A 26,550-nucleotide genomic window follows, 5' to 3' on the forward strand; every position below is an offset into this window, starting at 1 on the left:
GTTCGGCTCCGGAGGTCGGGGCATTATGCCTGCGGCGGCAGGCGGCGCAGCAGGCCGTGCGCCACTTCGCGGGCCAGCATGTTCACGTGTTCGAAATCGGCGGCGGTGCCGGTGTAGGGATCGGGCACGTCACCGCCGCCCGCCACACCGCTCCAGTCGAGCGCGAGTGCGATGCGCCCACTCGCCGCCTGGCCGCCCAATGTGCGCAGCGCGGTGAGGTTGCGGCGGTCGGCGCACAGGATCAGGTCGAAGCGCTGGAAATCTTCCGGCACCACCACCCGGGCACGCTGCGCGGAGATATCCACGCCATGACGCGCCGCCACGGCAATGGCGCGGGGATCCGGCGCGTCGCCGACATGCCAGTCGCCCGTGCCGGCCGAATCCAGGCCCGCCACGGCGGGATGGCGGGCCTGGGCCAGTACCTGTCGCGCCCAGCCTTCGAGCAGCGGCGAGCGGCAGATGTTTCCCATGCAAACAAACAATATATTCAATGCTTTATATGACTTTATTGAAGCTATTTAAAGCCAAGGAGCCGGGCCTCGGCACGGGCAAGGTCTTCCTCGGTGTCCACACCAGGCGGGAACGGCACGGGGCTCAGTCCGACGGCGATGCGGTAACCCGCTTCCAGCACCCGCAGTTGTTCCAGTGCTTCGAGCTGTTCGAGCCGGCCCGGCGGCATCGCGGCGAAGCGGCGCAGGAATCCGGCACGGTAGGCGTAGATGCCGATGTGGCGCAGCACGCCCTCGCCCACCGGCCCCAGGCGGTCGCGCGCGAACCGGTCGCGCTGCCAGGGGATCGGCGCGCGGCTGAAGTACAGCGCCAGGCCATGGACGTCGCGCACCAGTTTCACCACGTTCGGGTCGAACAGCGTGTCGGTGTCCTCGACCGTGGTCGCCAGCGTCGCCATCTGTGCCTGGCCCGCCGCCAGCACGGTGGCCACCGCATGGATGCCTTCCGGCGGCGCGAAGGGCTCGTCGCCCTGCAGGTTGACCACGATCTGCTGGTCGTCCCAGCCCAGCTGGTCGGCGCATTCGGCCAGACGGTCGGTGCCGGAGGCGTGTTCGGGCCGGGTCATGCACACCGTCAACGCTTCGCCGGACAACGCGTCGGCGATGCGGGGATCGTCGGTGGCCACCACCACCTGGCTCGCCCCGGCCGCCAGGGCGCGGCGGGCCACGTGTACCACCATCGGTGTGCCGGCGATCAGGCGCAGCGGCTTGCCCGGCAGGCGCGAGGCACCATGACGGGCGGGGATGGCGACGATGAAATCAGTGTGCGGCACGGGCGCAGCTCCAGTCGGCAAGGCGTTCGGACACGGCGGTGAAAAACCGTCGGGCAGTTCGGGCCGCACCTGCACGGCGTAGGCCTGGGGCAGTGCGAATTCCGCGCATTTCACCGCATCCTTGCCGGTCAGCAACAGCGGCGCGGGCGGCGTGAAGGCCAGGTCGGCGGCAACGAAGTCGTGGTGGTCCGGGAAGGGATGTTCGATCGGGTGGATGCCGGCGGCGCGCAGGGAAGCGAAAAACGCGAAGGGTTGCCGATGCCGGCGACGGCGTGCACCGGCATGCCGGTGAAACGGGACAGCGGCTGCGGTGCGCCACCCCCAGCGGCTCCGCGTCGGCCAGCACCAGGCGCATGCGCCAGGTGCCATCGGCCTCCGCGGCACCATCGCCGCCGTTCACCACGCGCATGTCCACGTGCCGTCCCGCCGGTTCGCGCAGGGGGCCCGCGGGTATCAGCCGGCCGTTGCCGTGGCGGCGCTCGCCATCCATGACTTCGATCTCCAGGTCGCGGCCGAGCCGGCGGTGCTGCAGGCCGTCGTCGGCGATGATCAGGTCGCAGCCTTCGGCGACCAGCCGGCGCGCCGCCGCCACGCGGTCGCGGTCCACGAACACCGGCAGGCCGGTCTGGCGGGCGATCAGCAGCGGTTCGTCGCCGCAGACCTCGGCGGACAGCGTCGGCAAGACCCGCACCGGCTCCTGCGAACGGCGGCCGTAGCCGCGGCTGACGATGCCGGGTTTCCAGCCGCGGGCGGACAGGTCCCGGGCCAGCGCGATCGTCAGCGGGTCTTGCCGGTGCCGCCGGCGACCAGGTTGCCGATGACGATCACCGGCACCCGCAGATGGTGGACCTTGCGCAGGCCGCGCCGGTACAGCGCCCGGTCGAGCCGCAGCACGCCGGCATAGACCAGGGACAACAGCCGCAGGCCGGGGCCCGGCGCCACGCCGCCGTACCAGCGCCGCAGCAGCCAGCGCTCCAGCCCGGCTTTCACCCGGCCTCCGGCTCGCGGAATTGCATACGGTGCAGGTGCGCATACAGGCCGCCGCGCGCCAGCAGCTCGACGTGCGTGCCCTGCTCCACCAGCCGGCCGGCATCGAGCACCAGCACCTGGTCGGCGTGTTCGACCGTGGACAGGCGGTGGGCGATCACCAGGGTGGTGTGGTCGGGGATCAGGCGGTTGAGCGCGTCCTGAACCAGTCGTTCGGATTCGGTGTCGAGTGCCGCGGTGGCTTCGTCCAGTATCAGGATCGGCGCGTCCTTGAGGATGGCGCGTGCGATCGCCAGGCGCTGGCGCTGGCCGCCGGACAGCAGGCCGCCGTTCTCGCCGATGCCGGCGTCCATGCCGCCCGGCAGGCGGTCGATGAATTCGGTGGCATTGGCGGCTTCGGCGGCCTTGCGGATGCGGGCCTCGTCCATGCCTTCAGTCTGGCCGTAGGCGATGTTGGCGGCGATGGAATCGTCGAACAGCATCACCCGCTGGCCGACCAGGGCGATCTGGCGGCGCAGGTCGGACAGACGGAAATCCTGTACCGGCACGCCGTCGATCAGCACGGTGCCGGCGCTGGCCTCGTAAAAGCGTGGCAGCAGCCGGATCAGGGTGGACTTGCCGCTGCCCGAGCGTCCGACGATGGCGGTGACCGTACCTGGCGCGGCGCGGAAGGACACATGGTCCAGCGCCGGGTTGTCCTGCCCCGGGTACAGCACGCTGACGTCGCGGAATTCGATCTCGCCGCGGGTGCTCAGCAGTGGCATCGTGCCGGTGTCGGCCTCGTCCGGCTGGTCGAGGATGGCGAACAGCCGCTCGGCCGCCGCCACGCCACGCTGGACCAGGCTCTGCACGTTGGTGATGCGCTTGAGCGAGGGCAGCATTGCCATCATCGCCGAGAGCATGGCCACGAAGCTGCCCGCGGTCATGCGGCCTGGGCCGCCTCGGTGCCGGCGACCAGCAGGATCACCGCCAGCGCGACCGCCGCCAGCATCTGCACCACCGACGAGGCGGCGGCGCGGGTCGAATCGACCTTGACGCCGAGGCGCAGGTTGCGGTCGATCAGGCTGCGGTATCGCCCGAGTTCCGAGGCCTGGGCGCCGTAGATCTTCACTTCCTGCTGGGCCGACAGCGCCTGTTCGGCGACCTGGGCCATGTTCGCCACGCCGTCCTGGATGCCGCGGTTGATGCGACGGTAACGGCGGCCCACCACGGCCGAGATGCCGGCGATCAGCGGGGCCACCACCAGCATCACGATGGTCACGCGCGGGCTGTTGTAGAACATCACTCCCAGCAGCACCAGGATGGTCAGGGTGTCGGTGAGGATCACCTTGATGGCATCGCTGCTGGCCTGGGCCACCTGTTCGGTGTCGTAGTTCAGGCGCGAGACCATGGCCGCGACCGGCTCGCGGTCGAAGCGGGTGCTGGGCAGGCGCAGGTACTTGCCCATCACCGATTCGCGCAGGTCGCGCACCACGCTGCGGCCGACCCGCGACATGCCGTAGTCGGTGGCGAAGGTGGCGATGCCGCGCAGCAGGAAGATGCCGACGATGGCGGCGGGCAACGACCAGCGCACCTCCGGGTTCCGGGCGACGAAGGTTTCGTTGACCATCGGCTCCATCAGCGCGGTGAACGCACCGGCGGCGCCGGCCTCGAACAGCATGCCGACGAAGGCCGCCGCCAGGAATGGCCAGTAACGCCGTGCCCGTCCCAGCAGCCGGCTGTAGATCGCCCAGGCCGAGGATTCGGTGGTCAAGGCCTGGCCTCGGGGGTGGTGGCGATCGATATCTTCTTGAAGCCGACCTGGCCGAGTGCGTCCATCGCCGTGACCACCGACTGGTGCGGGGTGCGGGCGTCGGCGCGCAGCACCACCGGGCGCTGGCGGTCGTCGCCGGCGACGCGCACGATCGCCTCCTTGAGCGAGGCGACGTCGCGCTTGAGCACTTCGTTGTTGCCGATGAAGAAGCGGCCCTCGGCGTCCACCAGCAGGGTCAGCGGCTCGCCCGGATCCACGTCCGAATTGGCCTGCGACTGCGGCAGCACCAGTTTCAGCGCCGAGCGGTGGTCGAAGGTGGTGGTGACGACCAGGAAGATGATCAGGCAGAACACGACGTCGATCAGGGAGACCAGGTTGATCTCCGGTTCGTCGGGTACGCGGCCCGAACTGAGCCTCATGCCTCACCCCGCTTGGCGCGCACCGCCTTGGCCGGCGGCGGCGAGGCGCCCTCGTCGAGTGCGTCCAGCAGCGCGGTCGCCTGTTTTTCCATGTCCACCACGTAACCGGTGACGCGGCCGCGCAGGTAGCGGTGGAACATCAGCGCCGGGATCGCCAGGCACAGGCCGGCAGCGGTGCTGATCAGGGCCTGGCCGATGCCGCCCGCGAGGCGGTTGGCGTCGCCGACGCCGGCGGTGAGGATGTCCAGGAACATCTCGATCATGCCGAACACGGTGCCAAGCAGGCCCAGCAGCGGCGCCACGGCGGCGATCGTGCCCAGGGTGTTGAGGAAACGTTCGAGCCGGTGCGCGACATGGCGGCCGACGTCCTCGATGCGCTCCTTGATGATCTCGCGCGGGCGGTGCCGCACGTCCAGGCCGGCGGCCAGCAGTTCGCCCAGCGGCGAGTTCCGCCGCAGCACGTCGATGTGCTTGGGGTCCAGGGCGCGGCCCCGGGCCCATTCCCGCACCTCCTCGCCCAGCCCGGGTGGCAGCACTTCGCGGCGGCGCAGGCTCCAGAAACGTTCCAGGATGATGGCCAGCGCCAGCACGGCCAACAGGAGGATCGGCAGCATTACCCAGCCGCCGGCTTTGATCAGTTCGAGCACGCCTCACCTGTCTGGTTCAGAACTGCCGATAGCATAGCCTGTGCCGTCCGGGCCGGCATCGCGCCAGTATCGCCGGCGATCCAGCCGCAGGCGCCCCACCGGGCCCACCCCGCCCTGCCCCAGGCGAATGTGGATCGCGCCGCTGCCGGCGGTGTCGTGCAGTTCGACGCGATAACGTTCATAGCGACCCAGGACCACGGGTTTCGGCAGACGGAAGCGGTTGTCGTGGCCGGTGGCAGCGAGCCCCACCCGTGGCCGCACGGCGGCGAGGAAATCCAGGCTCGACGAGGTGTCGCTGCCGTGGTGCGGGACCAGCAGCACATCGGCCGCGATCTGTTCCGGGGGCGCCGGATCAACCGCGCCTCGACGTGCCGGCCGATGTCGCCCGGCAGCAGCGCGCTAGCCCCGGTCGTCCCGATGCGCAGCACGCAGGAACTCTCGTTGCGCTGGTACGGGAAATAGCGTGGCGGATGCAGCACGGTGAACGACACGCCGTCCCACTCCCAGGACTGGCCGTCTTCGCATTCCGTCATGCCCGGCGTGGCCCAGCCCGGCGGCGCGGATACATGGGCCTGCGGGAAGGCCGCGCGCACGGCACCCGCGCCGCCCGCATGGTCGTTGTCGCCGTGGCTGAGCATCAACCGGTCCAGTCGTCCCACGCCGACCGCACGCAGCGCGGGCACCACGACGGTTTCGCCCAGGTCCAGGCCGCGCGCCATCGCTGGACCGGCGTCGTACAGCAGCGTGTGTTCACGGGTGCGCACCAGCAGTGACAGCCCCTGGCCCACATCCAACAGCCACAGGTCGACCTCGCCGTGGGCGGGGCGATCCAGGCGCGGCCACAGCAGTGGCAGGAACAGCATCGCGGCCAGCGCCTTGCCAGGCACGCCGCGCGGCAGCAGCAACCAGAACGCGCCCAGCAGTGCGAGCACGATCGCCGGCAGGCCGGGTTCGGGCAACCAGACCAGGGCGGAAGGCCACGCGGTCACCTGTTCCATGCCGCTCCAGAGCAGTTCCATCAGCCATGCCGCGGCCTGCCAGCACGCCGTCGCCCCGGTTTCCCACAGCGGCGACAGGGCGATGCCCAGAAGGCACAGCGGCACCACGCCCAGGCTGATCCAGGGGATGCCGATCAGGTTGACCAGCGGCCCCGGCAGCGAGGCCTGGCTGAAAAACCAGACACTGGGCGGCAGCAGGCCGAGCACGGCGATGCCCTGCGACTTGAGGTAGGGACGCAGCCAGCCTTCGCCACGCACGGCCGGCAGGCACCACATCAGCCAGGCCACGCCCAGGAAACTGAGCCAGAAGCCCGGCGCCAGCACGCACAGCGGATCGACCAGCAGCACGGCGATCAGCGCCAGCGCCAGGGTCTGCGACGGCGCCTGTGCGCGACGCAGCAGCCGTGCCAGCAGCACGGCGGCGATCATCAGCAGCGTGCGCACTGTCGGCAGGGCGAAACCGGCCAGCGCGGTATAGCCCGCCGCCAGTACCAGGGCCATCGCGGCGGTGCCCTGTGGCATCGGCAGATACCGCCCGGACGCACCGAACACGCAATAGAACCCACGCGCCAGCAGCACGCCGAAACCCGCCACCAGGCCGACATGGAAACCGGAGATGGCGATCAGGTGGGTCAGGCCGGTGGCCCGCAGCACACGCCAGTCGTGGTCGTCCAGGCCGCGCGTGTCCCCAAGGCCGAGTGCGGTCACGAAACGCGACGACGGTGTCGGCACCGCGGCCTGCATGCGCTCGGACAGGTCCCCGCGCATGGCATCGATGCCCTGCCCCGGCGTGAGGCGCAGCGCCGTGTCCGGGTCGAGCACGTGGCCGGTGGCGGCGATGCGTTGTTCCAGCGCACGCCGTTCGAAATCGAAACCACCGGGATTGACCAGGCCACGCGGTCGCCGCAGCTTCACCCGCAGTCTCCAGGTGCTGCCGGGCTCGATCCGCGGCACGGTGTCGGGCGGGTGCACGTACCAGCCCAGTCGCAGCTTGCGGCCCACGAGTGCGGCGGCGGCGCCCTGGCCGTGGGTGACCCGCAGCTCGAAGCGGCTGGCATCGGTTTCGATGACCGGCAGGCCGAGCACGCGGCCTTCGACCACCAGTTCCTCGCCGTTCAATTCAGTCGGAAGACGCAGCGACAAGGCAGCCTGTCCGTGCAGGCTGGCCAGGGCGATGCCGACCAGGAAGCCTCCCGACAATCGTGCCAGGCCGGTGCGTGACCAGAGCAGCACGCCGGCGAACACCAATGCCAGCGCCACGGCGTTCGGCGGCAGGTGTGCAAACCCCTGCACCAGCAGTACGCCGGCAAGCAGCGCCGCCGCCGTGGCCAGTCCGAAGGGCGTCGGCGCGAAGGCCGGCCCCGGCCGCACCTAGTCCGCCGGCAGGGGTCGCAGTTGTCCCTGGGTCAGTTGGGGTCCGATCCAGTCGCTGCGCCAGGCGGCGATCGTGGGTGACCATGACCAGGGCGGTGCCCTGCTCGCGGTTCAGTTCCAGCAGCAGTTCGAACACGCCGGCGGCGGTTTTTTCGTCCAGGTTGCCGGTGGGCTCGTCGCCGAGCACGCAGGCGGGTTTCGTCACCAGGGCGCGCGCGACGGCGGCGCGCTGGCGTTCGCCGCCCGAAAGTTCGCCCGGCTTGTGGCCCAGGCGATGGCCCAGACCCACGCGCTCCAGCAGCGCCTGCGCCGGCTTGCGCGACGAGACCACGCTCTCGCCCCTGATCAGCAGCGGCATCATCACGTTCTCGAGCGCGGTGAATTCCGGCAGCAGGTGGTGGAACTGGTAGATGAAACCGAGCGCGCGGTTGCGCAGTTCGCCGCGGGCGCGTTCGCCCAGGCCGGACATGCGCTGGCCGGTGACGTACACCTCGCCCGAACTGGCCCGGTCCAGGCCGCCCAGCAGGTGCAGCAGGGTGCTCTTGCCGGCGCCAGAAGCGCCGACGATCGAGACGGTCTCGCCGGCACGCACCTGCAGATCGAGGCGGTCGAACACGGGCGTGCGCAGATCGCCTTCCTCGTAGGTCTTGCCCAGTGCTTCGCAGCGGATAACGACATCCATGCCGGTGGCCTCATTCATAACGCAGCGCCGTGGCCGGATCGGTGCGCGAGGCACGCCAGGCCGGATAGAGGGTGGCCAGCAGGCACAGCACGAAGGCCACGCCCGCGACCATCGCCACGTCCGAGCCGTGGACCACCGTCGGCACGCCGCTGATGTAGTACACGTCGGAAGGCATCAGCTCGGCGCCGACCAGGCCCTCGACGAACCGCACCACGTGCGAGAGGTTGCTGGCCAGCAGTACGCCGCCGGCCACGCCGATGGAGATGCCGACCACGCCGATCACCAGTCCCTGCACGATGAACACCCGCATCACCGCGCCGGGCGACATGCCCAGGGTGCGCAGGATGGCGATGTCGGACTGCTTGTCCTGCACCAGCATCACCAGCGAGGACACCAGGTTGAAGGCGGCGATGGCGATCACCAGCGACAGCAGGATGAACATCACCGTCTTCTCCATCTTCAGCGCCCGGAAGAAGTTGGCGTGGTCGCGCCCCCAGTCGCGCACACGGTAGAAACCGTCCATCCTGTCGGACAGGTCACGCGCCACCGGCCAGGCCTGCCACATGTCGGCCAGTTTCAGGCGCACGCCGGTGACGCCCTCGCCCATTCGGCCCAGGCGCTGGGCGTCGGACAGGTGCACCAGGGCCAGGCCGAGGTCGTATTCCTGCGCGCCGGCTTCGAACACGCCGACCACGGTGAAACGTTTCGCCCGCGGCAGTGCGCCGACCGGCGTGACGGTGGCTTCGGACACGAACACGTTGACCGCGTCGCCCGGGCCGACGCCAAGCATCAGCGCCAGCTCCTGGCCGAGGATGATGTTGAACTCGCCGGCTTTGAGGTCGTCCAGGCGGCCCTGCTTCATCTTGCCGGCGATCTCGCTGACGCGCGGCTCCAGTCCGGGCAACACGCCACGAATGATGGCGCCGCGGCGCTGCCGCCCCTGCAGCAGCGATTCGGTTTCGGTATAGGGCGCAGCGCCGAGCACGCGCGGGTCCTGCCCGGCCAGCTCGATCGCCCGCGGCCAGTTTTCAAGCGGGCCGTCGATTCCGGATACGGTGGCATGCGCGACCATGCCCAGGATGCGTTCGCGCAGTTCCTGCTGGAAGCCGCTCATCACCGCGATGGTGGTGATCAGGGCGATGACGCCGATGATGATGCCCAGGATCGACGCCATCGATATGAAAGAGATGAAACCGTTGCGCCGTTTGGCGCGCAGGTAGCGCAGGCCGATCGAGAATGGCAGGGGCTGGAACATGGGGCCTAGGCTGCCACGGAAGGCAGCGGTTTGTCGTAACGGGAGCTGAGGTCGCGGATCAGCCGAAGCTGGCGTCGGGTCGCGGGTGGCAGGGTGTCGGGCCACCAGCTGAAGGTCAGGCGGCAGCCACGAAGATCGCGGGCCCGCAACACGGCAAGCGGACCCCGAAGGTGCCAGTGCGTGTCGAGCAACGGTTCCGGCGGCGTGTCCGGATTCCATTGGACCGAAGCCTCCTGCCCGGCCAGCACCAGCACGATCGGCGACCGCCGGCCTTCGCGCCAGGCCAGGCAGGCGGACCAGGCGATCGCGGCAAGTGAGGACAGCACGGCGGGCGCTCCCGGCAAGGCGCTCATCAGCAGCGAAACCGCCGCCAGCAGCCCGAGCGCGAGCAGCCCTGCCAGCAGCCAGCGCGAAGGCCGCCAGTCAATGCGGCAGGTCGAGGATGCGGTGGACGAGTGCGTCAAGGTCGGCTTCCTGCGGCGTTTCGCGGCCCATGAACCAGCGCCAGAGCTTATCGTCCTCGGTGTCGAGCAGGCGCAGGAAAACGCCGCGCTCGGCGTCATCCGCCGCCGGCCAACGGCCGTCGAGATATCGCAGCATCAGCTGGTCGAGTTCGCGCATGCCGCGCCGGCAACGCCAGCGCAGGCGGCGCAGTTCGGCGTCGTCGCTCACGCCGCCAGGAGCCAGGCCAGGCGCGCCAGGTAAACCAGCAGCACGCCGGTGGCCAGCGAATACACCGCGAAGCGGTGCATCACCCGGTTGTAGGAGCATTGGATCAGGCTGTGCAGCACGCGCAGCCCGACGAAGGCCCAGGCCAGTCCGATGAAGCCGTCATCGGCCAGCCCCACCTGCATCGTGCCCAGCACCAGCACATAGAACAGCACCGGCACTTCGAACAGGTTGATGAAGTTGTCGCTGGCGCGGGTGTCCTTGAGCAGGTGCTTGTCGGCCGATCCGGCCAGCTGCTGCGGATGGATGAGCGATCTGCGCATCTCCGGGATGCGCACCATGTAAAGCCGCAGCCAGACCAGCAAGGTCAGGCAGACCATGGCCAGCAGCGGCATCAGCAGCGCCTGGTTGCTCGCGGCGGTCATGGTTTACGCGCCCCGCCGCTGCAGCATCAGCTTCTTGATCTCGCCGATGGCCTTGGCCGGGTTCAGGCCCTTCGGGCAGGTCCGGGCGCAGTTCATGATCGTGTGACAGCGGTACAGCTTGAACGGATCCTCGAGGTCGTCCAGCCGGGCGCCGGTGTCCTCGTCGCGCGAATCCACGATCCAGCGGTAGGCCTGCAGCAGGATCGCCGGGCTGGGTAACGGTCGCCGTTCCACCAGTAGCTCGGGCAGCTGGTGCTGCAGCAGGCGCAGAGGATGCATTCGTACAGGCCGTCGAGCTTGGCGCGGTCTTCCTTCGACTGCAGGCGCTCTTTGGCGGGCGCGGCGCTCTGGGTGCGCAGCCAGGGTTTGATCGAGGCGTACTGGGCGTAGAAGTGGCTCAGGTCCGGCACCAGGTCCTTGATCACCGGCATGTGCGGCAGCGGGTAGATCGGCACTTCCTTCTTGCCGCACTCGTCGATGGCGCGGGTGCAGGCCAGGGTGTTGGTGCCGTCGATGTTCATCGCGCAGGAACCGCAGATGCCCTCGCGGCAGGACCGGCGGAAGGTCAGCGTCGGGTCGATCTCGTTCTTGATCTTGATCAGCGCGTCGAGAACCATCGGCCCGCACGAGTCCATGTCGACTTCGTAGGTGTCGGTGCGCGGGTTCGCGGTGTCGTCCGGGTTCCAGCGGTAGACCTTGAAGGTACGCACGTTCTTCGCGCCGGCGGCGGCGAAGTGCTTGCCCTTGGTGACCTTGGAATTTTTCGGGAGGGAGAACTCAGCCATTGTTCGCTTCTCGGTTCGGTGCCTGGGCCCGCGGACGGGCGTGGGTGCCTCAGTACGTGCGCGCCTTCGGAGGCACCACGTCGACGTCCTTGCTCAGCGTGTACATGTGCACCGGGCGGTAGTCGAGGGTGGTCTTGCCCGCCTCGTCCACCCAGCAGATGGTGTGCTTGTGCCAGTTGACGTCGTCGCGGTCCTGGTAGTCCTCGCGGGCGTGGGCGCCGCGCGATTCCTTGCGGTTCTCGGCCGAGACCATGGTGGCCACGGCCTGGCCCAGCAGGTTCTGCAGTTCCAGCGTCTCGATCAGGTCCGAATTCCAGATCAGCGAACGGTCGCTCACGCGCACGTCGGCGAAGGACTGGAACACCTGCTTGATCTTGTCCACGCCCTGCTGCAGCGTCTCCGCTGTGCGGAACACCGCGGCATGTCCCTGCATGGCCTGCTGCATGTCGTCGCGCACCTGCGCCGTCGACAGGCCGCCCTTGGCGTGGCGCAGCTTGTCGAGGTTGGCCAGCGACTTGTCGCAGGCCGAGGGCGCCAGCGAAGGCTGCATCGCGCCGGGCTTGATCGTCTCGGCGCAGCGGTTGGCCACGGCGCGGCCGAACACCACCAGGTCGAGCAGCGAGTTCGAACCCAGGCGATTGGCGCCGTGCACCGACACGCAGGCGGCTTCGCCGATCGCGTACAGGCCCGGCACGACGGTGTCGGGGTTGCCGTTCTTCAGCGTCACGACTTCGCCGTGGTAGTTGGTCTGCAGGCCGCCCATGTTGTAGTGCACGGTCGGCAGCACCGGGATCGGCTGCTTGGTGACGTCGACGCCGGCGAAGACCTTGGCGGTCTCGGCGATGCCGGGCAGCTTCTCGTGGATGTCGGCCGGATTGAGGTGGGTCAGGTCGAGGTGGATGTGGTCCTTCTTCGGGCCCACGCCGCGGCCTTCGCGGATCTCGATGGTCATCGAGCGCGACACCACGTCGCGCGAGGCCAGGTCCTTGGCGTTGGGCGCGTAGCGCTCCATGAAACGTTCGCCGTTGGAGTTGCGCAGGATGCCGCCCTCGCCACGAACACCCTCGGTGATCAGGCAGCCGGCGCCGTAGATGCCGGTCGGGTGGAACTGCACGAACTCCATGTCCTGCAGCGGCAGGCCGGCGCGCAGCGCCATGCCGCCGCCGTCGCCGGTGCAGGTATGGGCCGAGGTGGCGCTGAAGTAGGCGCGGCCATATCCGCCGGTGGCCAGCACCGTTCCTGGGCGCGGAACAGATGCAGTTCGCCCGAGGCCATGTCCAGCGCCAGCACGCCGCGGCAGGCGCCGTCGGCATCCATGATCAGGTCGAGCGCGAAGTATTCGATGAAGAACTCGGCCGAGTGCGCCAGCGACTGCTGGTACAGCGTGTGCAGCATGGCGTGGCCGGTGCGGTCGGCAGCGGCGCAGGTGCGTTGGGCGGTGCCCTTGCCATAGTGCGTGGTCATGCCGCCGAACGGGCGCTGGTAGATCTTGCCGTCTTCGGTGCGCGAGAACGGCACGCCCTGGTGCTCGAGCTCGATCACCGCCGGGATGGCCTCGCGGCACATGTATTCGATCGCGTCCTGGTCGCCCAGCCAGTCCGAACCCTTGATGGTGTCGTAGAAGTGGAAGCGCCAGTCGTCCTCGCCCATGTTGCCCAGCGCGGCGGAAATGCCGCCCTGCGCCGCCACGGTATGCGAACGGGTCGGGAACACCTTGCTGATGCAGGCGGTCTTCAGGCCCTTCTGGGCCAGGCCGAAAGTGGCGCGCAGGCCGGCGCCGCCGGCACCGACGACGACCATGTCGTAGGTGTGTTCGTGGATCTTGTAGGCAGTGGTCATGGCGGGCTCAGGCAGTGAAGACGATGCGGCCGATGGCCAGCAGGGAGGCGATGGCCGCCAGCGCGTACGCGAACTTGATGGCGATCTGCAGCACCACTTCCAGCGCGCCGTGGATGTAGTCCTCGACCACCACCTGCATTCCGAGCTGCGCGTGCCAGAACAGCGAGAGCACGAAGGCGGCCAGCAGGGTCGCGGTGAAGGGCTGGGCGATGGCCAGGCGCACCGTGGCCTGGTCGGCACCGAGCAGGCCGACCGCGAACACCACGAACCAGGGCGTCAGCAGGGCCAGTGCGACCGCGGTGAGTCGCTGCGACCACCAGTGGCCGGTGCCATCCTTCGCGGAACCCAGGCCCTTGGCGCGGGCCAGCGGATTGACGAGGCTCATGCCACACCTCCCAGCGCGAACCACCAGAGCGCGGCGGTCAGCAGCACCGACAGCGCCAGCACGGCGTAGCCGCTGGCATAGGCCTTGGGAATTTCGTAGCCATGGCCGGCGTCCCAGAACAGGTGCCGGATGCCATTGAGGAAGTGGTAGACCAGGGACGCTGAAAAGGCGAACAGCCCCAGCTTGCCGACCGGCGAGCCCAGGCAGGCCGCGAAGGCGGCGTAAGCCTCGGCGCTGCCGGCGGCGGCCACCAGCCAGGCCGCCAGCACCAGTGCGCCCACGGCCAACGCCACGCCGGTGGCGCGATGCGCGAAGGACATCATGCTGGTGAGCTGCGGCCGGTAGTACGGGCCGATCATGAAGGGGGACAGCGGTCTTTTGGCGTCGCCATGGGCTGCGTTCGTCTCGTTATCGGTGGAGTGTGGGGGCGCGGCGTGTGCGGCGCGTCAGAAGTCGATGCAGCGGCCGTTTTTTCCCAGTCGCCATAACGGGTGGGTTCCGGGCCGTCGCGACCGCCGATCTCGCGGCCGGCCGGGGGCGACGGGGAAACCGGAACTCCCTCGGGGCCGGGTACGGACTCGGTGGGAGACGCTGTTTCGCCTATGATTCTCGGCTCGGTCGCCATGCGGCAATGTTAAGTCCCACCCCCATGACGTTCAAGACAAATCTGCCCGCGGCGTCCTGCCCTGCCCTGTCGGGCTTCGGCGTGCTCGACATCCGGGGCGCCGATGCCGCCGCCTTCCTGCAGGCGCAGGCGATGAACGATGTCGCCACGCTGACCCCCGGCCAATGGCAATGGAATGGCTGGCTGACGCCCAAGGGCCGGGTCGTCGCGCTGTTCGTGCTGCTGCGCGTGGCGCCTGATCATTTCCTGGCGGTGCTCCCCGATTTTCCCGCCGACGACCTGCGCCAGCGTCTGCAGCGTTTCGTATTCCGCAGCAAGCTCAGCCTGAGGACGGCCGACGACATGGTGGCCGCGGCGGGCCCGCAGGCCACGCTGCCGGCGCCGGACCTGGCCCTGGGGGATGCCGTCGAAGGCTGGGCACTGGACTTCGGTGGCGACGGTGGCGCACGTACGCTGTGGTTGCTGCCGGCCTCGCACCCTGCGCTGGCCCCGCCCGATGCCGGCATCGATCGCGCCTGGTTCGCCGCCGACCTCGCCCATGGCCTGCCGCGCCTGCCGGCGGAGGCCGTCGAGGCCTGGACCCCGCAGATGCTGTCGCTCGGCCGCCTGTCGGCCTTCAGCCTGAAGAAGGGCTGTTATCCGGGGCAGGAAATCGTGGCCCGGACCCATTATCTGGGGCAGGCCAAGCGTGGGCTGGTCCGGCTGGAAGGCCAGGCGCTCAGACCGGGCATGTCCGTTGAAGGCGCAGGCGTCACGGTGGGCAGCCTGGTCTGCAGTGACGCCGCAGGTCACGAAGGCCTGGCGGTACTCGCCTCGGATGCGCCCGATGTGTTGGCGACCGGGGACCGCCATTGCCGGCGACTTCCCTTGCTGGGCGGCCTGGCCCGCCCGTCCTGAGACGGACGTCACGATTTGGCGGCAACGCGGGATGTCTGCTATACCGGCCGCCACGGGAGGAGTCCACTTATGAAGCTTAGCCAAGGCCTTGCGGCCCTTGTATTTTCCTTGCTCGCGGCGCCGTCCATGGCGGCCGACTACACCCTGGCGGTCGAACCCAACTACCCGCCGGCGCAGGCGCAACAGGTCTACAAGCCGCTGCTGGACTACCTGTCCCGCTCCACCGGCCATCGTTTCATCCTCAAGACCGCGACCAACTACCACGTCTACTGGCGCGACCTGCGTTCGAACGCCAAGACCGACTTCGCGTTCGAGGAAGCGCATTTCACCGACTACCGCATCGACCGCCTCGGCTTCACGCCGCTGGTGCGCGTCGCCGAGGCCACCCGCTACACGCTGCTGGCCGATGCGCCGGTCGCCGAGGGCGGCGTGCCCGGCCTGATCGGCTACCGCGTGGTGAGCATGCCGGCGCCGAGCCTGGGTTACCTGCTGCTGGGCGAGCTGTACAAGAACCCGATCGCCCAGCCCGAAATCCAGTCGGTGGCCTCGAACTGGCGCGACGGCGTCGAGATGGTCTTCGCGCAGGAAAGCGAGGCGGCGATGGTGCCCAACTACATCGCCCAGCTGTATCCGAACCTGGTGGCGGTGTCGGAATCGCGCGAGTTCACCGGCCGCGCCCTGAGCGCCGGCGGCACCGTGCCGGCCGACGTGCGCGCGGCGGTGTCGGAAGCGATGCTGAAGCTGCACCAGGACGATGCGCTGTACGAGGTGCTGGTCGAACTCGGCGCCAGCCAGTTCGTGGTTGCCACGGCCGAGGAATACGCCGGCAACGAGAGCCTGCTGCGCGGCGTGTTCGGCTACAAGGCCAAGCCCGCCTCGGCGACGCCGGAACCGGAGCCGGAGCCGGAGACCGACGAAGCCCTCGATGACGAGGAAATCACCGGCGGCATCGAGGTCCAGGCCGACAACTGACGGCGCAGCGATCGCCACAAACGAAAGGCCGGCGGAATCCGCCGGCTTTTTTTCATTGCGCGGACGGACGACGCCGGTCAGTCCGCCTCGAAATAGATGATGTCGCCGGTGTTGACGCCGAAGCTCTGGCCCAGGCTGATGGTGCCGGCCTTGCGCAGGTGCAGCTCGTCGCGGTGCACCTTGATCTCGTCGTCGTCGCCGATGCGCACGTAGGTGCCATTGGTGGAGCGGTCGGCGATCATGAAGTGGCCGCGCTTGTATTCGATCATGGCGTGGGTGCGGCTGACCCAGTCGGCCTCGATCATAAAGGTTGTTGCCCGGCTCGCGGCCCATGCTGAAGGGCTGCGAATGCGCGTCCAGTTCGACCTGCTGGGCGCGGTGGCGCAGCCTCAGCGTCGCCACTTCCTCGCCGCCGGCCTCGGTGCTGCGGATCGCGCTCTGCACCATGGTCATGCCGGAGGTGTCCTCCTGCCAGACCAGGTCCACGATCTCGATCGGCAGCAGCTTGCCGCTGACCCGGGCCTTGCCCAGGCTGCGCGCCTCGGGGATCTTGCCGCTCAGGCTGTCGTAGGTGGCGGCGGTGGTGACCACCTGCTCGCGCTTGGCCAGCGAGGCCATGCGCGCGGCGGTATTGACCGCATCGCCATAGACGTCGCCGTCGTCCTCCTCGAGGGCATCGCCATGGTGAAGGCCGATGCGCACCGCCAGGCTGTCGCGCACGAATTCGATGTCGCGCCCCATGCGCCGCTGCATGTCGCAGGCCGCCAGCACGCCGTTCAGCGCGCCCGGGAAGGTGCACATGATCTCGTCGCCGATGGTCTTGATGACGCGGCCGCCGTGTTGCTGGCAGATCTTGCTCAGGGCCCCGAGCACCGCCGCGATCAGGCGGCGGGCTTCCTGGTCGCCCTTGGTCTCGAACAGCCGCGTGCTGCCGCTGACGTCGGCGAACAGGATGGTCTGGGGGCGCGACTGGCTCATGCGGGGAGTCTAGGCGATGGCGTCGGCAGCGTCATGCGTTGATTCCCCCAACGGTTTCAGGCCAGTTCCGCGGCCATCGCGACGATGTCCGCGTCCGCCGGAATATAAGGAACGCGGCGCCGGCCAGCGGCGTATAGGTGTCCTGGCCGACCACGCGGCGCAGCGGCTTGGCGCCGTGGCCGGCCTCGACCACCGCGGTGATGATGCCCTCGCCCACGCCGGCCGAACGCCGGCCCTCGTCCACCACCAGGATTCGGGCGCATTCGCCGGCATGGCGGGCGATGGCGGCGTCGTTCAGCGGCTGCAGCCAGCGCAGGTCCACCACGCGCACCTTCCAGCCGTGTTTGCGCTCGATCTCGCGGGCCGCGCGCAGGCTCATCGGCACGCCGTTGCCGAAGCTGAAGATCACCAGGTCGCGGGCTTCCGGGCAGTACACGCGTTCCTCGCCCAGCACCATGGCCTGGTCGACCGGCGGGTAGCTGGTCAGCCACTGGCCGTCGCCGGCCTCGTAAAGGTCCTTGGCCATGTAGAGCGCGATCGGCTCGAGGTAGGCGCAGACGCGGCCGTCGACCTTGGCCAGGGCCATCATCGTGCGCAGCATGGTGGCGGCATCGTCGCCGCGGCTCGGGCAGCCAACCACCAGGCCCGGGATGTCGCGCAACGCGGTGATCGAGTTGTCGTTGTGGAAATGGCCGCCGAACCCGCGCTGGTAACCCAGCGAGGCGATGCGCATCACCATCGGATTGCGGTACTGGCCGTTGCTGAAGAACTGCAGGCTGCAGGCTTCGCCGCGGATCTGGTCGCAGGCGTTGTGGAAATACGCCAGGTACTGGATCTCGGGCATGGGCAGCAGGCCCATGTTGGCGTAACCTGGGCCAGGCCCAGGATCATGGTTTCGTCCAGCAGGGTGTTGAACACGCGGGCGTTCTTGAACGCCTTGTGCAGGCCCTTGGTGACCGTGTACACGCCGCCCTTCTGCGCCACGTCCTCGCCGAACAACAAGGTCTCGGGATATTTGCAGAACAGGTCGTGCAGGGCCTGGTTGATCTGGATCGCCAGGTGCTTGGGCGGCTGGTTCTCGGGCAGTTTGGCCTCACTGCCGAACACGGCCAGGCGTTTGTCGGCGTAGTCGCTGCGGGCGGCTTCGGCGGCCACCCTGTCCGGCGTGTACGGCGCCAGCGGGCGCATCACCTCGGCCAGGTCGGTGAGCTTGGGCCTGCGGTCGGCCTCGTCGGCGGCGGCGAAGCAGCGCTGGCGCATGGCCTCGTACTTGGCCAGCAGCTCGTCCTTGCCCATCAGGCCCGACTGCAGTGCGATCTGCGCCGAACGCAGCAGCGGGTCGCTGGCCTCGACCGCCATCAGTTCCTCGAAGCTGCGCCATTCGATCTCGAAGTCGGTGCCGGCGTGGCCCATGATGCGCGTCGTGCGCAGGTGCAGGAAGGTCGGCCGGCGCGTGCGGCGGCAATGGTCCACTGCGGCCTGCACCTGGCCGTAACCTTCGGCGATGTCGAGGCCGTCGGCGTAGAAGTAGTCCAGGCCGTCGCGGTTGCGGAAGGCATTGGCGATCCAGCCGCCCGGCGTCTTCACCGAGATGCCGATGCCATTGTCCTCGCACACGTACAGCACAGGCGCCGGCAGCTTCTGGTAGGCGGTCCACTGCGCGGTGTTGAACGCGGTCTGGGCGCTGGCGTGGTTGCTGGAGGCGTCGCCGAACGAGCAGATCGCGATCGAATCATCGGGAATCGGCAGCGCATGGCCGATGCGGCGCGCCTGTTCGATGGCGATGGCGGTGCCCAGGGCCTTGGGCAGGTGCGAAGCGATGGTGGACGTCTGCGGCAGCACCCAGAGCGGCTTGCTGCCCCAGACCTTGTGTCGGCCGCCGGAGATCGGGTCCTCGCTGCTGGCGGCGAAACTCAGCGCCGAATCCATCACCGGGTCCATGCCGGGCAGCTTGCGGAAACGTTCGGCCATGAAACCGCCGGAGCGGTAGTGCAGGAAGGCCGGATCGGTATGGCGCGTCAGCCGCGCGACCATCGCATTGCCCTCGTGGCCCGAGGAACCGATGGTGTAGAACACCTTCTGCTGCACCCGCAGCACGCGCGCCATCAGGTCGAGGTGGCGCGACACCAGCTGCGATTCGAACAGATCGAGGAAGTCGGCGGCGGTGCAGGCACTGCCCTCGATCACCGCCTCGTGCGGCGCCGGGCGCGGTTCCGGACGGCCATTCCAGCCCTTCACGAACTCGACGAAGTTGTCGTCGCAGACCTTGGCGCGGTTGACGTCTTTCTGGCGGGCGGGAATCAGGGGGCGACGGCGGACATGGGATTCGGGTCTCGGGGATCAATGGGTCTGCGGCACGAAACGCGGCTGGGCCTCGGGACCCGCGCCAGCCAGGCGCGCAGCGCCGGATAGGCCGCCAGGTCGAAACCGCCGTCGGCGGCCGTGTGGGTGTAGGCGTAAAGCGCGATGTCGGCGACGGTGCAGCGGGTGCCGACGAACCAGTCGTGTTGCGACAGGTGCTGTTCCATCACCGCCAGCGCCTGGTGGCCGCGCTCGCGCAGGCGCGGCAGGTCGGCGCGGCGCGGGTGGTCTTCGGGCAACCAGCCGCTGATGAAACGCGCCACGGCGATGTAGGGTTCGTGGCTGTACTGCTCGAAGAACAGCCACTGCAGCACCTGGGCATGGGCGAAGCCGTCCCTGGGCAGGAAAGGCGAACCCTCGGCCAGGAAACACAGGATGGCGTTCGACTCGGCCAGCCGGCGGCCGTCCTCGAGCTCGAGCAGCGGCACGCGGCCATTGGCGTTCTTGGCCAGGAACTCCGGCGTGCGGGTCTCGCCCGCGGCACTGTTGATCTCGACCCAGCGGCAAGGCTGGCCGAGGAACTCCAGCAGCAACTGCACCTTGTAGCAGTTGCCCGAGGCCTTCATGCCGTAAACGGTGACCATCCCTGCCCCTTCGGTCCGGCCGGGGCCGGACCGTCGCCATCAGAACGCGTTGATGCCGGTGACTTCGCGGCCGATCACCAGCTGGTGCACGGTTTCTGTGCCTTCGTAGGTGATGACCGACTCGAGGTTGAGCGCATGGCGGATCGGCGGGTGTTCGGTGGTGATGCCGGCGCCGCCGAGGATGTCGCGCGCCTCGCGGCTGATGTCCAGCGCCATGCGGCAGTTGTTCCACTTGGCCAGCGAGACCTGCGAATGCTGCAGCGTGCCGGCGTCTTTCAGGCGGCCGAGCTGCAGCGACAGCAGCTGCGCCAGGGTGATGCGGCGGGCCATGTCGGCGAGCTTGAGCTGCACCGCCTGGGTCGCGGCGATCGGACGGCCGAACAGGATGCGTTCCTTCGAATATTCCAGCGCCGAGGTGTAGCTGGCGATGGCGGCGCCGATCGGGCCCCAGGTGATGCCGTAACGCGCCTGGCTCAGGCAGCCCAGCGGACCCTTGAGGCCCTTGACGTTCGGCAGGCGCTGGCTGTCCGGCACGCGCACGGAATCGAAGAACAGCGCCGAGGTGACCGAGGCGCGCAGGCTCATCTTGCGGTGCACGTCCTGGGTGGCGAAGCCCGGCGTGCCCTTGGGGATGATGAAACCTGGATGCCCTCGTCGGTCTGCGCCCAGACGATGGCGATGTCGGCGACGCCGCCGTTGGTGATCCACATCTTGGCGCCGTTGATGACCCAGTCGCCGCCGTCCTTCTTGGCGACAGTCTTCATGTTGGCCGGGTCGGAACCGCCGTGCGGTTCGGTCAGGCCGAAGCAGCCGATGATCTCGCCGCGTGCCATGCCCGGCAGGTACTGCAAACGCTGTTCTTCGCTGCCGTAGGCGTAGATCGGATACATGCACAGCGAGCTCTGCACCGAGACGAAGCTGCGGATGCCGGAATCGCCGCGCTCGAGTTCCTGGCAGATCAGGCCGTAGCTGACGGCGTTGAGGTTGGCGCAGCCGTACTTCTCGGGCAGCGACGAACCGAGCAGGCCCATCGCCGCGATTTCGGGAATGAGCTCCTTCGGAAACCGGGCCTGGTCGAAGGCATCGCCGATGATCGGCAGCACGCGTTCGTCGGTGAAGCGCGCGACACTGTCCTGGATCATGCGCTCCTCTTCCGAGAGCAGCGAACGGATGTCGAACAGGTCGGTCGGATTCAGGGCCATGGGAGCGGGTCTGCGGTCGGCGGGGAAAGTCCGGCATTTTAGCCCCTCGGCGGCCGCGGGAGCACCCCACCCCAGCCCCAGCCCCGGACCCGTCCGGCAATGAGGAAGGGCCGGCTTTCGCCGGCCCTTCCAGGGGTCACGCGTGAAGGCCGGGGTCAACCCTGCGGCGGCGTATCCTTGGCCGCCACGGCGATCACGCCGTTTTCGATCGGAAGGCGGTCGCCCGGATCCTCGTCCATCACCAGCGAACCGGTCTGGTCCTTGTAGCGCCAGGTGACGTCGTAACCGACCACCTTGTCACGCTCTCCCAGCAGGATCTGCGCGCCGGGCTTCTTGTCCACGCGCGTGGTCGAAACCTCGCCCTCGCTGCGGTACTGGACGTCGTAGCCGATCACTTCCTCGCGCGGCTCGGTGACGGTGTGGCACTGCTGCTCGATCTCGGTGTACTTCTTGCCGCCCGTGTGGCGCTCGTCGATCTCGCGACCGGCGAAACCGCCGGCAACCGCGCCCGCTACCGTCGCCACCTTCTTGCCGCTGCCGCCGCCTACCTGGCTGCCGAGCAGGCCACCGACGACCGCGCCGACCACGGCGCCATCCTTGTTGCCGAAACGTTCCGGCTCGCGTTTCTCGACCGCGACGTCCTCGCAGACCTGGCGCGAGCCGGTGCGCGTCTCGGTGACGGCGGTGGAGGAAAGAACGTCACCGTAGATGGGTTCCTTCTCGGTGATGGGAGTGGACGACACCACATCCGCATAGGGGGTGGAAAGGCTCTGGTAGGCGGCTATGGCGCCGCCACCGACCAACACGCCGGCCAGCACGGCCAATACTGTCTTGTTCATGATCTAGTCCTCTTTGTGGCGACGGGGTGGCCGTCATCGCGCTGGCAGCCTGTGCCAGTCCGCCTGAACGGAAGCCTAAGCCAAAGTCCGAAGCCGTCATGCTAATTTCACGTCAACGCCTGTCCCCCGGGAGTCCTCCATGACGCACCCCTGACCGGCCCGCTGGTGGGCTTCGCCAGCCGGCTTCGTTTCCCCACACTTTTCAAGATCACGCTGATGCTGATGCTGATCAGCTGGCTTTGGCCCTTCGATCCGATCCCCTTCATCGACGAGATCGTGACCGCCCTGGCCACGCTGGTGCTGGCCAGCTGGCGCGTGCCGGAGGCACCGCCCCCGCCACCGGCTGGCCAGGTCATTGATCGAGAATCGCGCCGCGAATGATCCTGCTCTATGACAGCCATTGCCATCTGGACGCGCCGGAGTTCGACCCCGACCGCGACCAGGTGCTCGCGCGTGCACGCGGCGCCGGTGTGGCTTGCCAGCTGGTGCCGGCCGTGGACCGGTCGGGCTGGGAGAAACTGCGCGATATCTGTGCCGCCGATCCCGGCCTGCGTCCGGCCTATGGTCTGCATCCGATGTTCCTCGACCGGCACCAGCCCGGGCACCTGGACGAACTGGCGGACTGGCTGGTGCGTGAACGCCCTGCCGCGGTCGGCGAATGTGGCCTGGATTTTTTCGTCGAGGGGCTGGACCCGCAGGCACAGCGCGACTACTTCCACGGCCAGCTGGCGCTGGCGCGGGAACACGACCTGCCGGTGGTGCTGCATGCACGCCGTGCGGTTGACGAGGTGATCGCCGCGCTGCGCCGCACCGGCGGCCTGCGCGGCGTCGTGCACAGCTGGTCGGGCAGCGAGGAACAGGCGCGGCAACTGTTCGAGCTCGGTTTCCACCTCGGCATCGGCGGGCCGATAACCTTCGAGCGTGCCCAGCGACTGCGCCGGACCGTCGCGACCATGCCGATCGAACACCTTCTTCTTGAAACCGATGCCCCGGACCAGCCCGACGTCGCCCACCGCGGGCAGCGCAACGAGCCGGCCCGCATCGGCGAAGTCCTGCGCACCGTGGCGGCTCTGCGCGGCGTTGACCCGGGCGAGATCGCGGCGGCGACCACGGCCAATGCCATCCGCCTGTTCGGGCCCTGAAGCCGGGCCGTCGGATGCTTCAGGCTCGTTTGAGCAGCAGTTCGATGGCCTTGCCGGCCATCGCGAATCCGAAAGCCCCCGTGACGTGGGTGGCAGCCCCCAGTCCTGCGCCGCAGTCGAGCTTGAGAGCGGCGTCGGCACCCAGCTTGGGCCGCACGCCACAGACCGTGCCGTCGCCCTGCGGGTACTTCACGTTCTCCAGCGAATACACCGCCGGCACGCCGAAATAGCGGTCCGGATTGCGCGGGAACCTGAAGGTCTGGCGCAGCTGCTTGCGGACCAGGGCCAGCAGCGCGTCCTGTTCGGTACGCGACAGATCGCGCACGCGCACCAGGGTCGGGTCGGTGCGGCCGCCGGCCGAACCGCAGACCACGATCGGCAACTTGCGGCGCCGGCACCAGGCGATCATCTCCAGCTTGCTGCGGAAGCTGTCGCAGGCATCCAGCACGACGTCGTGGCCGCGGTCGAGCAGTGATTCCAGGTTGGCCGGCAGCAGGAATTGCGGCACCACTTCGACCTCGATCCCAGGGTTGATCGCCCGGCAGCGTTCGGCCAGCACCTCGCCCTTGCCACGGCCGTATTGGCCTTCCAGCGCATGCGACTGGCGGTTGGTGTTGCTGACGCAGACCTCGTCGGCATCGATCAGCACGAGCCGGCCGACGCCGCTGCGCGCGAGGGCTTCGACCGCCCAGGAACCCACGCCGCCCAGCCCGACCACGCAGGCCTGGGCCGCCCCAAAGGGATTTGGCCGCGCCGCGGCCATACAGCCGGTCGATGCCGGCGAAACGCGCTTGCTGTGCAGAAGTCATGCCGGCATTTTAGGCGCATGAACCGGTCCGCAACCGTGGGCCGCCTGGTCGGCACCGGTTCAGGCGCTCCCGCCTAGGGTCGGACCCGAAAGTCCACCCCTCGGAGCACGCCATGAAGAGCCAACTGCTGATCGCCGCCGCCCTGGCCACCACCCTTGCCGCCTGCGCAAGCCAGCCGCGTCCGTCGGGTTATGGCTACAACAGCGGTTACTCCCAGCCGCAGCGCTGCTACGACTGCGGCCAGATCGAACGCATCGAAACCGTCTATGGGGCCCGCAGCAACAGCCGCACCGGCGCGGTGCTGGGTGGCCTGGTGGGCGCGGTCGCCGCCCGTGAGATCCCCAAGCACGGCAGCCAGGGCAAGGAAAACACTGCCACCGTCGCGGGCGCAGTCGCGGGCGCGGTCGCCGGCAATGCCATCGAAAACAAGATGAACGAAGAGACCTACGACATCCATGTCCGCATGGACGATGGTCGCCGCCTCGTGATCAACCGCAACAGCCTGGGCAATGACATCCGCGTCGGCGCCTATGTGCGCGTGGACGGAACCCGCCTCACCCCGCTGCGCTGATCCGGCAAGGCCCGGGCCCGGTCCGGGATCGCCCGGGAAAAACCGCCGTGATATCGTCACGGCGGTTTTTTCCAGTCCGGAGTAGTGCATGCGTTCGTTGATCCTGGTCCTGATCGGGCTGTTCGTCGGTTTCGCCGCCACCCTGATCGGCATGAACGCCCTGCGCCAGGGCACGGCCTACCCCAATGGCGTCATGGCCGTGATGGGCGCCCAGATGAAGGGGCTTCAGTCCTCGCTCAAGCAGAACCGCTGCAGCGCCAGCGACCTGACGCCGCGCCTGCAGACCCTGCGTCGCCTGGGCAACGACCTGGAGCCGGCCTTCCTGCCGACCCAGGACGACGAACGTTTCGTCTCGCACGCCTCGCAGCTTCGCGCCGCGCTCGATGCCGCCCTGGCGGCGCCGCCGGCGGATTGCACGGCGGCCGGCGTGGTGGTGGACCGGATTGGCGGGGCCTGCCAGGACTGCCACCGCGACTTCAAGAACTGATCCGCATCCACGCGGCGATACGCGCCGCGACCGCGACCGGGTGGCGCATCCAGCGGAAGTGATCGGCCAAGGCGCCCAATTGCGCTTCGTCCATGTTCTCCACCGTGTGTACGCCAGGTCCCAGTTTCGCCAGCAGTTTGCGCAGCGAGGCTTCGGGGACCAGCCAGTCGCCCGTCAGGCGCAGGCCCAGCACCGGCCGGCCGAATCGGGACAGCACCTCATCCATCGGGCGTTCACCGCCGTAGGCAAGGTACCGGCCGCTGCGCACGGTGGCGGCCCAGTCACGCATCACCTGCCCCGCCTCGCGGCCGGCAAAACCCAGGCGATGGCCCGGGTAATACCCGGCCAAGGCCGTCAGCACCGGCAGCACGTGCGCGAACAGGCCGACGCCGAAACGCTGCCGTCCGCGGAAAGTCGCCGCCTCCGGCACACCACTCGCCACCAACAACAGGCCATGGCAACGCTCCGGGTGCAACGCCGCCAGCATCGCCGCGAGCTGTCCGCCCAGGCTGTGGCCGCCGAAGCTCCATTGCACCTGCGGATCGAGCGCGGCCAACGCCGCCGGCAGGTCCTGGCGCAACAGTTCTGCATAACCCCAGTCCACGCCACGCCGGGCCCGCAACGAGCTGCTGCCCATGCCGCGCCATTCGTGCACCACGCAGGGAACGCCGGCCGCGGCGAGGGTCTCGGCGAAGGCATCGTATTTCTGCGCCGGCACACCCAGCGCCGGAATCCAGAACAGGCCGCGTACCCCCTGCCCGTGGCGGCGCAGGCGGAAGCTGTGGCCATCGGCGGCGGCCACGGGAAGTTCGGTCGGGGTCATCGTCACGCACCCGCTGGGACAGCCGCGAGCATAGCGGCTCGACGGTGACGCCGGCATGGCGAATCACGCCAACTTTACGTGGAATGCACCCGCCATTGACGCGCCAGCGACACGGCCACGACGGCACGGCATGCAATGTAGCGTCGTGCCGGAGGGCACCCACCCATCGAAGGAATCGCCATGACCCTGATCCGTAAATCCCTGCTCGCCGTGCTGCTGTCCGGCATCGTCGCCACTCCGGCTTTCGCCGGCCACCACGAGAACGACGGCAAGATGCCCGGCACCATCGTGGACGTTGCCGCCGGCAACGCCGACTTCGAAACCCTGGTCGCAGCGGTCAAGGCCGCCGGCCTGGTCGAAACGCTCAGCGGGGACGGTCCGTTCACCGTGTTCGCGCCGACCGACGAGGCCTTCGCCAAGCTGCCGGCGGGCACGCTCGAAGACCTGCTCAAGCCCGAGAACAAGGACAAGCTGGCCGCGATCCTCACTTACCACGTCGTCGCCGGCAAGGTGACCGCGGCCGAAGTGGTCAAGCTCGACAGTGCCACTACGGTAAACGGCGAAACGGCCGACATCACGGTACTCGACGGCAAGGTCAAGGTGGACGCGGCCAACGTCACCGCCACCGACATCGCCGCAAGCAACGGGGTCATCCACGTCATAGACGCCGTGATCCTGCCCGAGTAAGGCGCCCCGGGGGACGCCCACGGCCCGCCTTGCGGCGGGCCGTTTTTTCATGCGCGCCGGGATAGACTCGGCG

General features: G+C 68.7%; 22 protein-coding genes and 10 pseudogenes. 7 read left to right on the forward strand and 25 right to left on the reverse strand.

Annotation, left to right across the window (positions count from 1 at the left end):
* Nucleotides 1-23: 23 nt before the first annotated feature.
* The 17 genes and pseudogenes from FRZ33_RS10885 to FRZ33_RS17760 all read right to left on the reverse strand — a co-directional run bounded on the left by FRZ33_RS10885 (nt 24) and on the right by FRZ33_RS17760 (nt 14,125).
* A complete protein-coding gene (locus tag FRZ33_RS10885) occupies nt 24-491 on the reverse strand; it encodes a low molecular weight protein-tyrosine-phosphatase (RefSeq protein ID WP_265468614.1) in 468 nt (155 codons plus the stop codon).
* Between the two features lie 23 nt (nt 492-514).
* Entirely contained in the window at nt 515-1,282 is a 768-nt protein-coding gene (kdsB, locus tag FRZ33_RS10890) for a 3-deoxy-manno-octulosonate cytidylyltransferase (RefSeq protein WP_146910637.1), read from the reverse strand.
* Nucleotides 1,283-1,324: 42 nt separating this feature from the next.
* Nucleotides 1,325-2,260 (reverse strand): annotated as a pseudogene (lpxK, locus tag FRZ33_RS10895) (tetraacyldisaccharide 4'-kinase); the annotation flags it as partial.
* Nucleotides 2,261-2,268: 8 nt separating this feature from the next.
* Nucleotides 2,269-3,929 (reverse strand): annotated as a pseudogene (msbA, locus tag FRZ33_RS10900) (lipid A export permease/ATP-binding protein MsbA).
* 89 nt (nt 3,930-4,018) lie between these two features.
* Complete coding sequence (locus FRZ33_RS10905) at nt 4,019-4,441, reverse strand: ExbD/TolR family protein (protein WP_146909616.1); 423 nt, start codon at nt 4,439-4,441, stop codon at nt 4,019-4,021.
* On the reverse strand, nt 4,438-5,088 hold the full coding sequence (locus FRZ33_RS10910) for a MotA/TolQ/ExbB proton channel family protein (protein WP_174754955.1): 651 nt from the start codon (nt 5,086-5,088) through the stop codon (nt 4,438-4,440). Before FRZ33_RS10910 ends, FRZ33_RS10905 begins: the two co-directional genes overlap by 4 nt.
* Nucleotides 5,076-7,346, reverse strand: a complete 2,271-nt coding sequence (locus FRZ33_RS10915) for a DNA internalization-related competence protein ComEC/Rec2 (protein WP_158637198.1) — start codon at nt 7,344-7,346, stop codon at nt 5,076-5,078. The genes FRZ33_RS10910 and FRZ33_RS10915 overlap by 13 nt, the downstream gene beginning before the upstream one ends.
* 111 nt (nt 7,347-7,457) lie before the next feature.
* Nucleotides 7,458-8,160, reverse strand: a pseudogene (gene lolD / locus FRZ33_RS10920) (lipoprotein-releasing ABC transporter ATP-binding protein LolD).
* Entirely contained in the window at nt 8,153-9,397 is a 1,245-nt protein-coding gene (locus tag FRZ33_RS10925; protein WP_146909619.1) for a lipoprotein-releasing ABC transporter permease subunit, read from the reverse strand. The pseudogene lolD and the gene FRZ33_RS10925 overlap by 8 nt, the downstream one beginning before the upstream one ends.
* A 5-nt stretch (nt 9,398-9,402) precedes the next feature.
* Nucleotides 9,403-9,861 (reverse strand): hypothetical protein, encoded by a 459-nt coding sequence (locus tag FRZ33_RS10930; protein WP_146909621.1) that lies wholly within the window; start codon nt 9,859-9,861, stop codon nt 9,403-9,405.
* The gene (locus FRZ33_RS10935; RefSeq protein WP_174754957.1) at nt 9,821-10,069 is read right to left on the reverse strand and encodes an FAD assembly factor SdhE; all 249 of its coding nucleotides are present in this window, start codon (nt 10,067-10,069) and stop codon (nt 9,821-9,823) included. Before FRZ33_RS10935 ends, FRZ33_RS10930 begins: the two co-directional genes overlap by 41 nt.
* A complete protein-coding gene (locus FRZ33_RS10940) occupies nt 10,066-10,491 on the reverse strand; it encodes an MAPEG family protein (protein WP_146909625.1) in 426 nt (141 codons plus the stop codon). The genes FRZ33_RS10935 and FRZ33_RS10940 overlap by 4 nt, the downstream gene beginning before the upstream one ends.
* A gap of 3 nt (nt 10,492-10,494) precedes the next feature.
* Nucleotides 10,495-11,276 (reverse strand): annotated as a pseudogene (locus FRZ33_RS10945) (succinate dehydrogenase iron-sulfur subunit).
* Nucleotides 11,277-11,325: 49 nt separating this feature from the next.
* Nucleotides 11,326-13,115 (reverse strand): annotated as a pseudogene (gene sdhA / locus FRZ33_RS10950) (succinate dehydrogenase flavoprotein subunit).
* 7 nt (nt 13,116-13,122) lie between these two features.
* Nucleotides 13,123-13,500 carry a succinate dehydrogenase, hydrophobic membrane anchor protein gene (sdhD, locus tag FRZ33_RS10955; RefSeq protein WP_146909627.1) on the reverse strand — a complete coding sequence of 126 codons (378 nt, stop codon included), beginning with the start codon at nt 13,498-13,500 and terminating at the stop codon, nt 13,123-13,125.
* Nucleotides 13,497-13,871 carry a succinate dehydrogenase, cytochrome b556 subunit gene (gene sdhC, locus FRZ33_RS10960; RefSeq protein ID WP_227978334.1) on the reverse strand — a complete coding sequence of 125 codons (375 nt, stop codon included), beginning with the start codon at nt 13,869-13,871 and terminating at the stop codon, nt 13,497-13,499. The genes sdhD and sdhC overlap by 4 nt, the downstream gene beginning before the upstream one ends.
* Nucleotides 13,856-14,125, reverse strand: coding sequence for a DUF1674 domain-containing protein (locus FRZ33_RS17760; protein ID WP_227977801.1), 270 nt, complete (start codon nt 14,123-14,125; stop codon nt 13,856-13,858). The genes sdhC and FRZ33_RS17760 overlap by 16 nt, the downstream gene beginning before the upstream one ends.
* A 24-nt stretch (nt 14,126-14,149) precedes the next feature.
* Between FRZ33_RS17760 and ygfZ the strand changes: the two genes are divergently transcribed.
* Nucleotides 14,150-15,022, forward strand: a complete 873-nt coding sequence (ygfZ, locus tag FRZ33_RS10970) for a CAF17-like 4Fe-4S cluster assembly/insertion protein YgfZ (RefSeq protein ID WP_158637199.1) — start codon at nt 14,150-14,152, stop codon at nt 15,020-15,022.
* 69 nt (nt 15,023-15,091) lie between these two features.
* On the forward strand, nt 15,092-15,994 hold the full coding sequence (locus FRZ33_RS10975) for a phosphate/phosphite/phosphonate ABC transporter substrate-binding protein (RefSeq protein ID WP_146909633.1): 903 nt from the start codon (nt 15,092-15,094) through the stop codon (nt 15,992-15,994).
* Nucleotides 15,995-16,071: 77 nt separating this feature from the next.
* On the opposite strand, the gene FRZ33_RS10980 is transcribed toward FRZ33_RS10975, so the two are convergent.
* The 6 genes and pseudogenes from FRZ33_RS10980 to FRZ33_RS11005 all read right to left on the reverse strand — a co-directional run bounded on the left by FRZ33_RS10980 (nt 16,072) and on the right by FRZ33_RS11005 (nt 21,958).
* Nucleotides 16,072-16,263, reverse strand: a complete 192-nt coding sequence (locus FRZ33_RS10980) for a hypothetical protein (protein WP_265468615.1) — start codon at nt 16,261-16,263, stop codon at nt 16,072-16,074.
* 295 nt (nt 16,264-16,558) lie between these two features.
* A pseudogene (locus FRZ33_RS17765) lies at nt 16,559-16,972 on the reverse strand (adenylate/guanylate cyclase domain-containing protein); the annotation flags it as partial.
* A 56-nt stretch (nt 16,973-17,028) separates the two neighbouring features.
* Nucleotides 17,029-19,276, reverse strand: a pseudogene (locus FRZ33_RS10990) (thiamine pyrophosphate-dependent enzyme).
* A gap of 36 nt (nt 19,277-19,312) precedes the next feature.
* Nucleotides 19,313-19,917, reverse strand: a pseudogene (locus tag FRZ33_RS10995) (glutathione S-transferase family protein).
* A 39-nt stretch (nt 19,918-19,956) separates the two neighbouring features.
* Nucleotides 19,957-21,119, reverse strand: a pseudogene (locus tag FRZ33_RS11000) (acyl-CoA dehydrogenase family protein).
* A gap of 155 nt (nt 21,120-21,274) precedes the next feature.
* Nucleotides 21,275-21,958, reverse strand: a complete 684-nt coding sequence (locus FRZ33_RS11005; RefSeq protein WP_146909639.1) for a glycine zipper 2TM domain-containing protein — start codon at nt 21,956-21,958, stop codon at nt 21,275-21,277.
* 165 nt (nt 21,959-22,123) lie between these two features.
* Here FRZ33_RS11005 and FRZ33_RS11010 point away from each other — a divergent pair, with 165 nt between their 5' ends.
* Together FRZ33_RS11010 and FRZ33_RS11015 are read left to right on the forward strand one after the other, a co-directional pair.
* Nucleotides 22,124-22,339 (forward strand): DUF6116 family protein, encoded by a 216-nt coding sequence (locus FRZ33_RS11010; protein WP_227977805.1) that lies wholly within the window; start codon nt 22,124-22,126, stop codon nt 22,337-22,339.
* Nucleotides 22,336-23,100 (forward strand): TatD family hydrolase, encoded by a 765-nt coding sequence (locus FRZ33_RS11015; protein WP_146909643.1) that lies wholly within the window; start codon nt 22,336-22,338, stop codon nt 23,098-23,100. The genes FRZ33_RS11010 and FRZ33_RS11015 overlap by 4 nt, the downstream gene beginning before the upstream one ends.
* Nucleotides 23,101-23,119: 19 nt before the next feature.
* Here the strand turns inward: FRZ33_RS11015 and FRZ33_RS11020 are convergent.
* Nucleotides 23,120-23,909 (reverse strand): annotated as a pseudogene (locus tag FRZ33_RS11020) (tRNA threonylcarbamoyladenosine dehydratase).
* Between the two features lie 112 nt (nt 23,910-24,021).
* On the opposite strand from FRZ33_RS11020, the gene FRZ33_RS11025 reads away from it, so the two are divergent.
* Complete coding sequence (locus FRZ33_RS11025) at nt 24,022-24,480, forward strand: glycine zipper 2TM domain-containing protein (RefSeq protein ID WP_146909645.1); 459 nt, start codon at nt 24,022-24,024, stop codon at nt 24,478-24,480.
* Between the two features lie 88 nt (nt 24,481-24,568).
* On the forward strand, nt 24,569-24,967 hold the full coding sequence (locus FRZ33_RS11030; protein ID WP_146909647.1) for a cytochrome c: 399 nt from the start codon (nt 24,569-24,571) through the stop codon (nt 24,965-24,967).
* On the opposite strand, the gene FRZ33_RS11035 is transcribed toward FRZ33_RS11030, so the two are convergent.
* Nucleotides 24,957-25,790, reverse strand: a complete 834-nt coding sequence (locus FRZ33_RS11035) for an alpha/beta hydrolase family protein (protein WP_146909649.1) — start codon at nt 25,788-25,790, stop codon at nt 24,957-24,959. The genes FRZ33_RS11030 and FRZ33_RS11035 overlap by 11 nt on opposite strands.
* A gap of 180 nt (nt 25,791-25,970) precedes the next feature.
* On the opposite strand from FRZ33_RS11035, the gene FRZ33_RS11040 reads away from it, so the two are divergent.
* Nucleotides 25,971-26,477 (forward strand): fasciclin domain-containing protein, encoded by a 507-nt coding sequence (locus FRZ33_RS11040; RefSeq protein ID WP_146909651.1) that lies wholly within the window; start codon nt 25,971-25,973, stop codon nt 26,475-26,477.
* The last annotated feature ends 73 nt before the right edge of the window (nt 26,478-26,550 follow it).

It is taken from the genome of Arenimonas daejeonensis (genome assembly GCF_007993735.1).
GTDB classification, from domain to species: Bacteria; Pseudomonadota; Gammaproteobacteria; order Xanthomonadales; family Xanthomonadaceae; genus Arenimonas; species Arenimonas daejeonensis.

Bases quoted from the DNA above. Each gene is read 5' to 3' on its own strand.
- FRZ33_RS17760 (WP_227977801.1), bottom strand. From the start codon at position 14,125: ATGGCGACCGAGCCGAGAATCATAGGCGAAACAGCGTCTCCCACCGAG.
- FRZ33_RS11025 (WP_146909645.1), top strand. From the start codon at position 24,022: ATGAAGAGCCAACTGCTGATCGCCGCCGCCCTGGCCACCACCCTTGCC.
- FRZ33_RS11005 (WP_146909639.1), bottom strand. From the start codon at position 21,958: ATGAACAAGACAGTATTGGCCGTGCTGGCCGGCGTGTTGGTCGGTGGC.
- ygfZ (WP_158637199.1), top strand. From the start codon at position 14,150: ATGACGTTCAAGACAAATCTGCCCGCGGCGTCCTGCCCTGCCCTGTCG.
- FRZ33_RS10980 (WP_265468615.1), bottom strand. From the start codon at position 16,263: ATGATCGAATACAAGCGCGGCCACTTCATGATCGCCGACCGCTCCACC.
- FRZ33_RS11015 (WP_146909643.1), top strand. From the start codon at position 22,336: ATGATCCTGCTCTATGACAGCCATTGCCATCTGGACGCGCCGGAGTTC.
- FRZ33_RS11030 (WP_146909647.1), top strand. From the start codon at position 24,569: ATGCGTTCGTTGATCCTGGTCCTGATCGGGCTGTTCGTCGGTTTCGCC.
- sdhD (WP_146909627.1), bottom strand. From the start codon at position 13,500: ATGAGCCTCGTCAATCCGCTGGCCCGCGCCAAGGGCCTGGGTTCCGCG.
- FRZ33_RS11040 (WP_146909651.1), top strand. From the start codon at position 25,971: ATGACCCTGATCCGTAAATCCCTGCTCGCCGTGCTGCTGTCCGGCATC.
- FRZ33_RS10905 (WP_146909616.1), bottom strand. From the start codon at position 4,441: ATGAGGCTCAGTTCGGGCCGCGTACCCGACGAACCGGAGATCAACCTG.
- FRZ33_RS11035 (WP_146909649.1), bottom strand. From the start codon at position 25,790: ATGACCCCGACCGAACTTCCCGTGGCCGCCGCCGATGGCCACAGCTTC.
- FRZ33_RS10940 (WP_146909625.1), bottom strand. From the start codon at position 10,491: ATGACCGCCGCGAGCAACCAGGCGCTGCTGATGCCGCTGCTGGCCATG.
- FRZ33_RS10925 (WP_146909619.1), bottom strand. From the start codon at position 9,397: ATGTTCCAGCCCCTGCCATTCTCGATCGGCCTGCGCTACCTGCGCGCC.
- FRZ33_RS10975 (WP_146909633.1), top strand. From the start codon at position 15,092: ATGAAGCTTAGCCAAGGCCTTGCGGCCCTTGTATTTTCCTTGCTCGCG.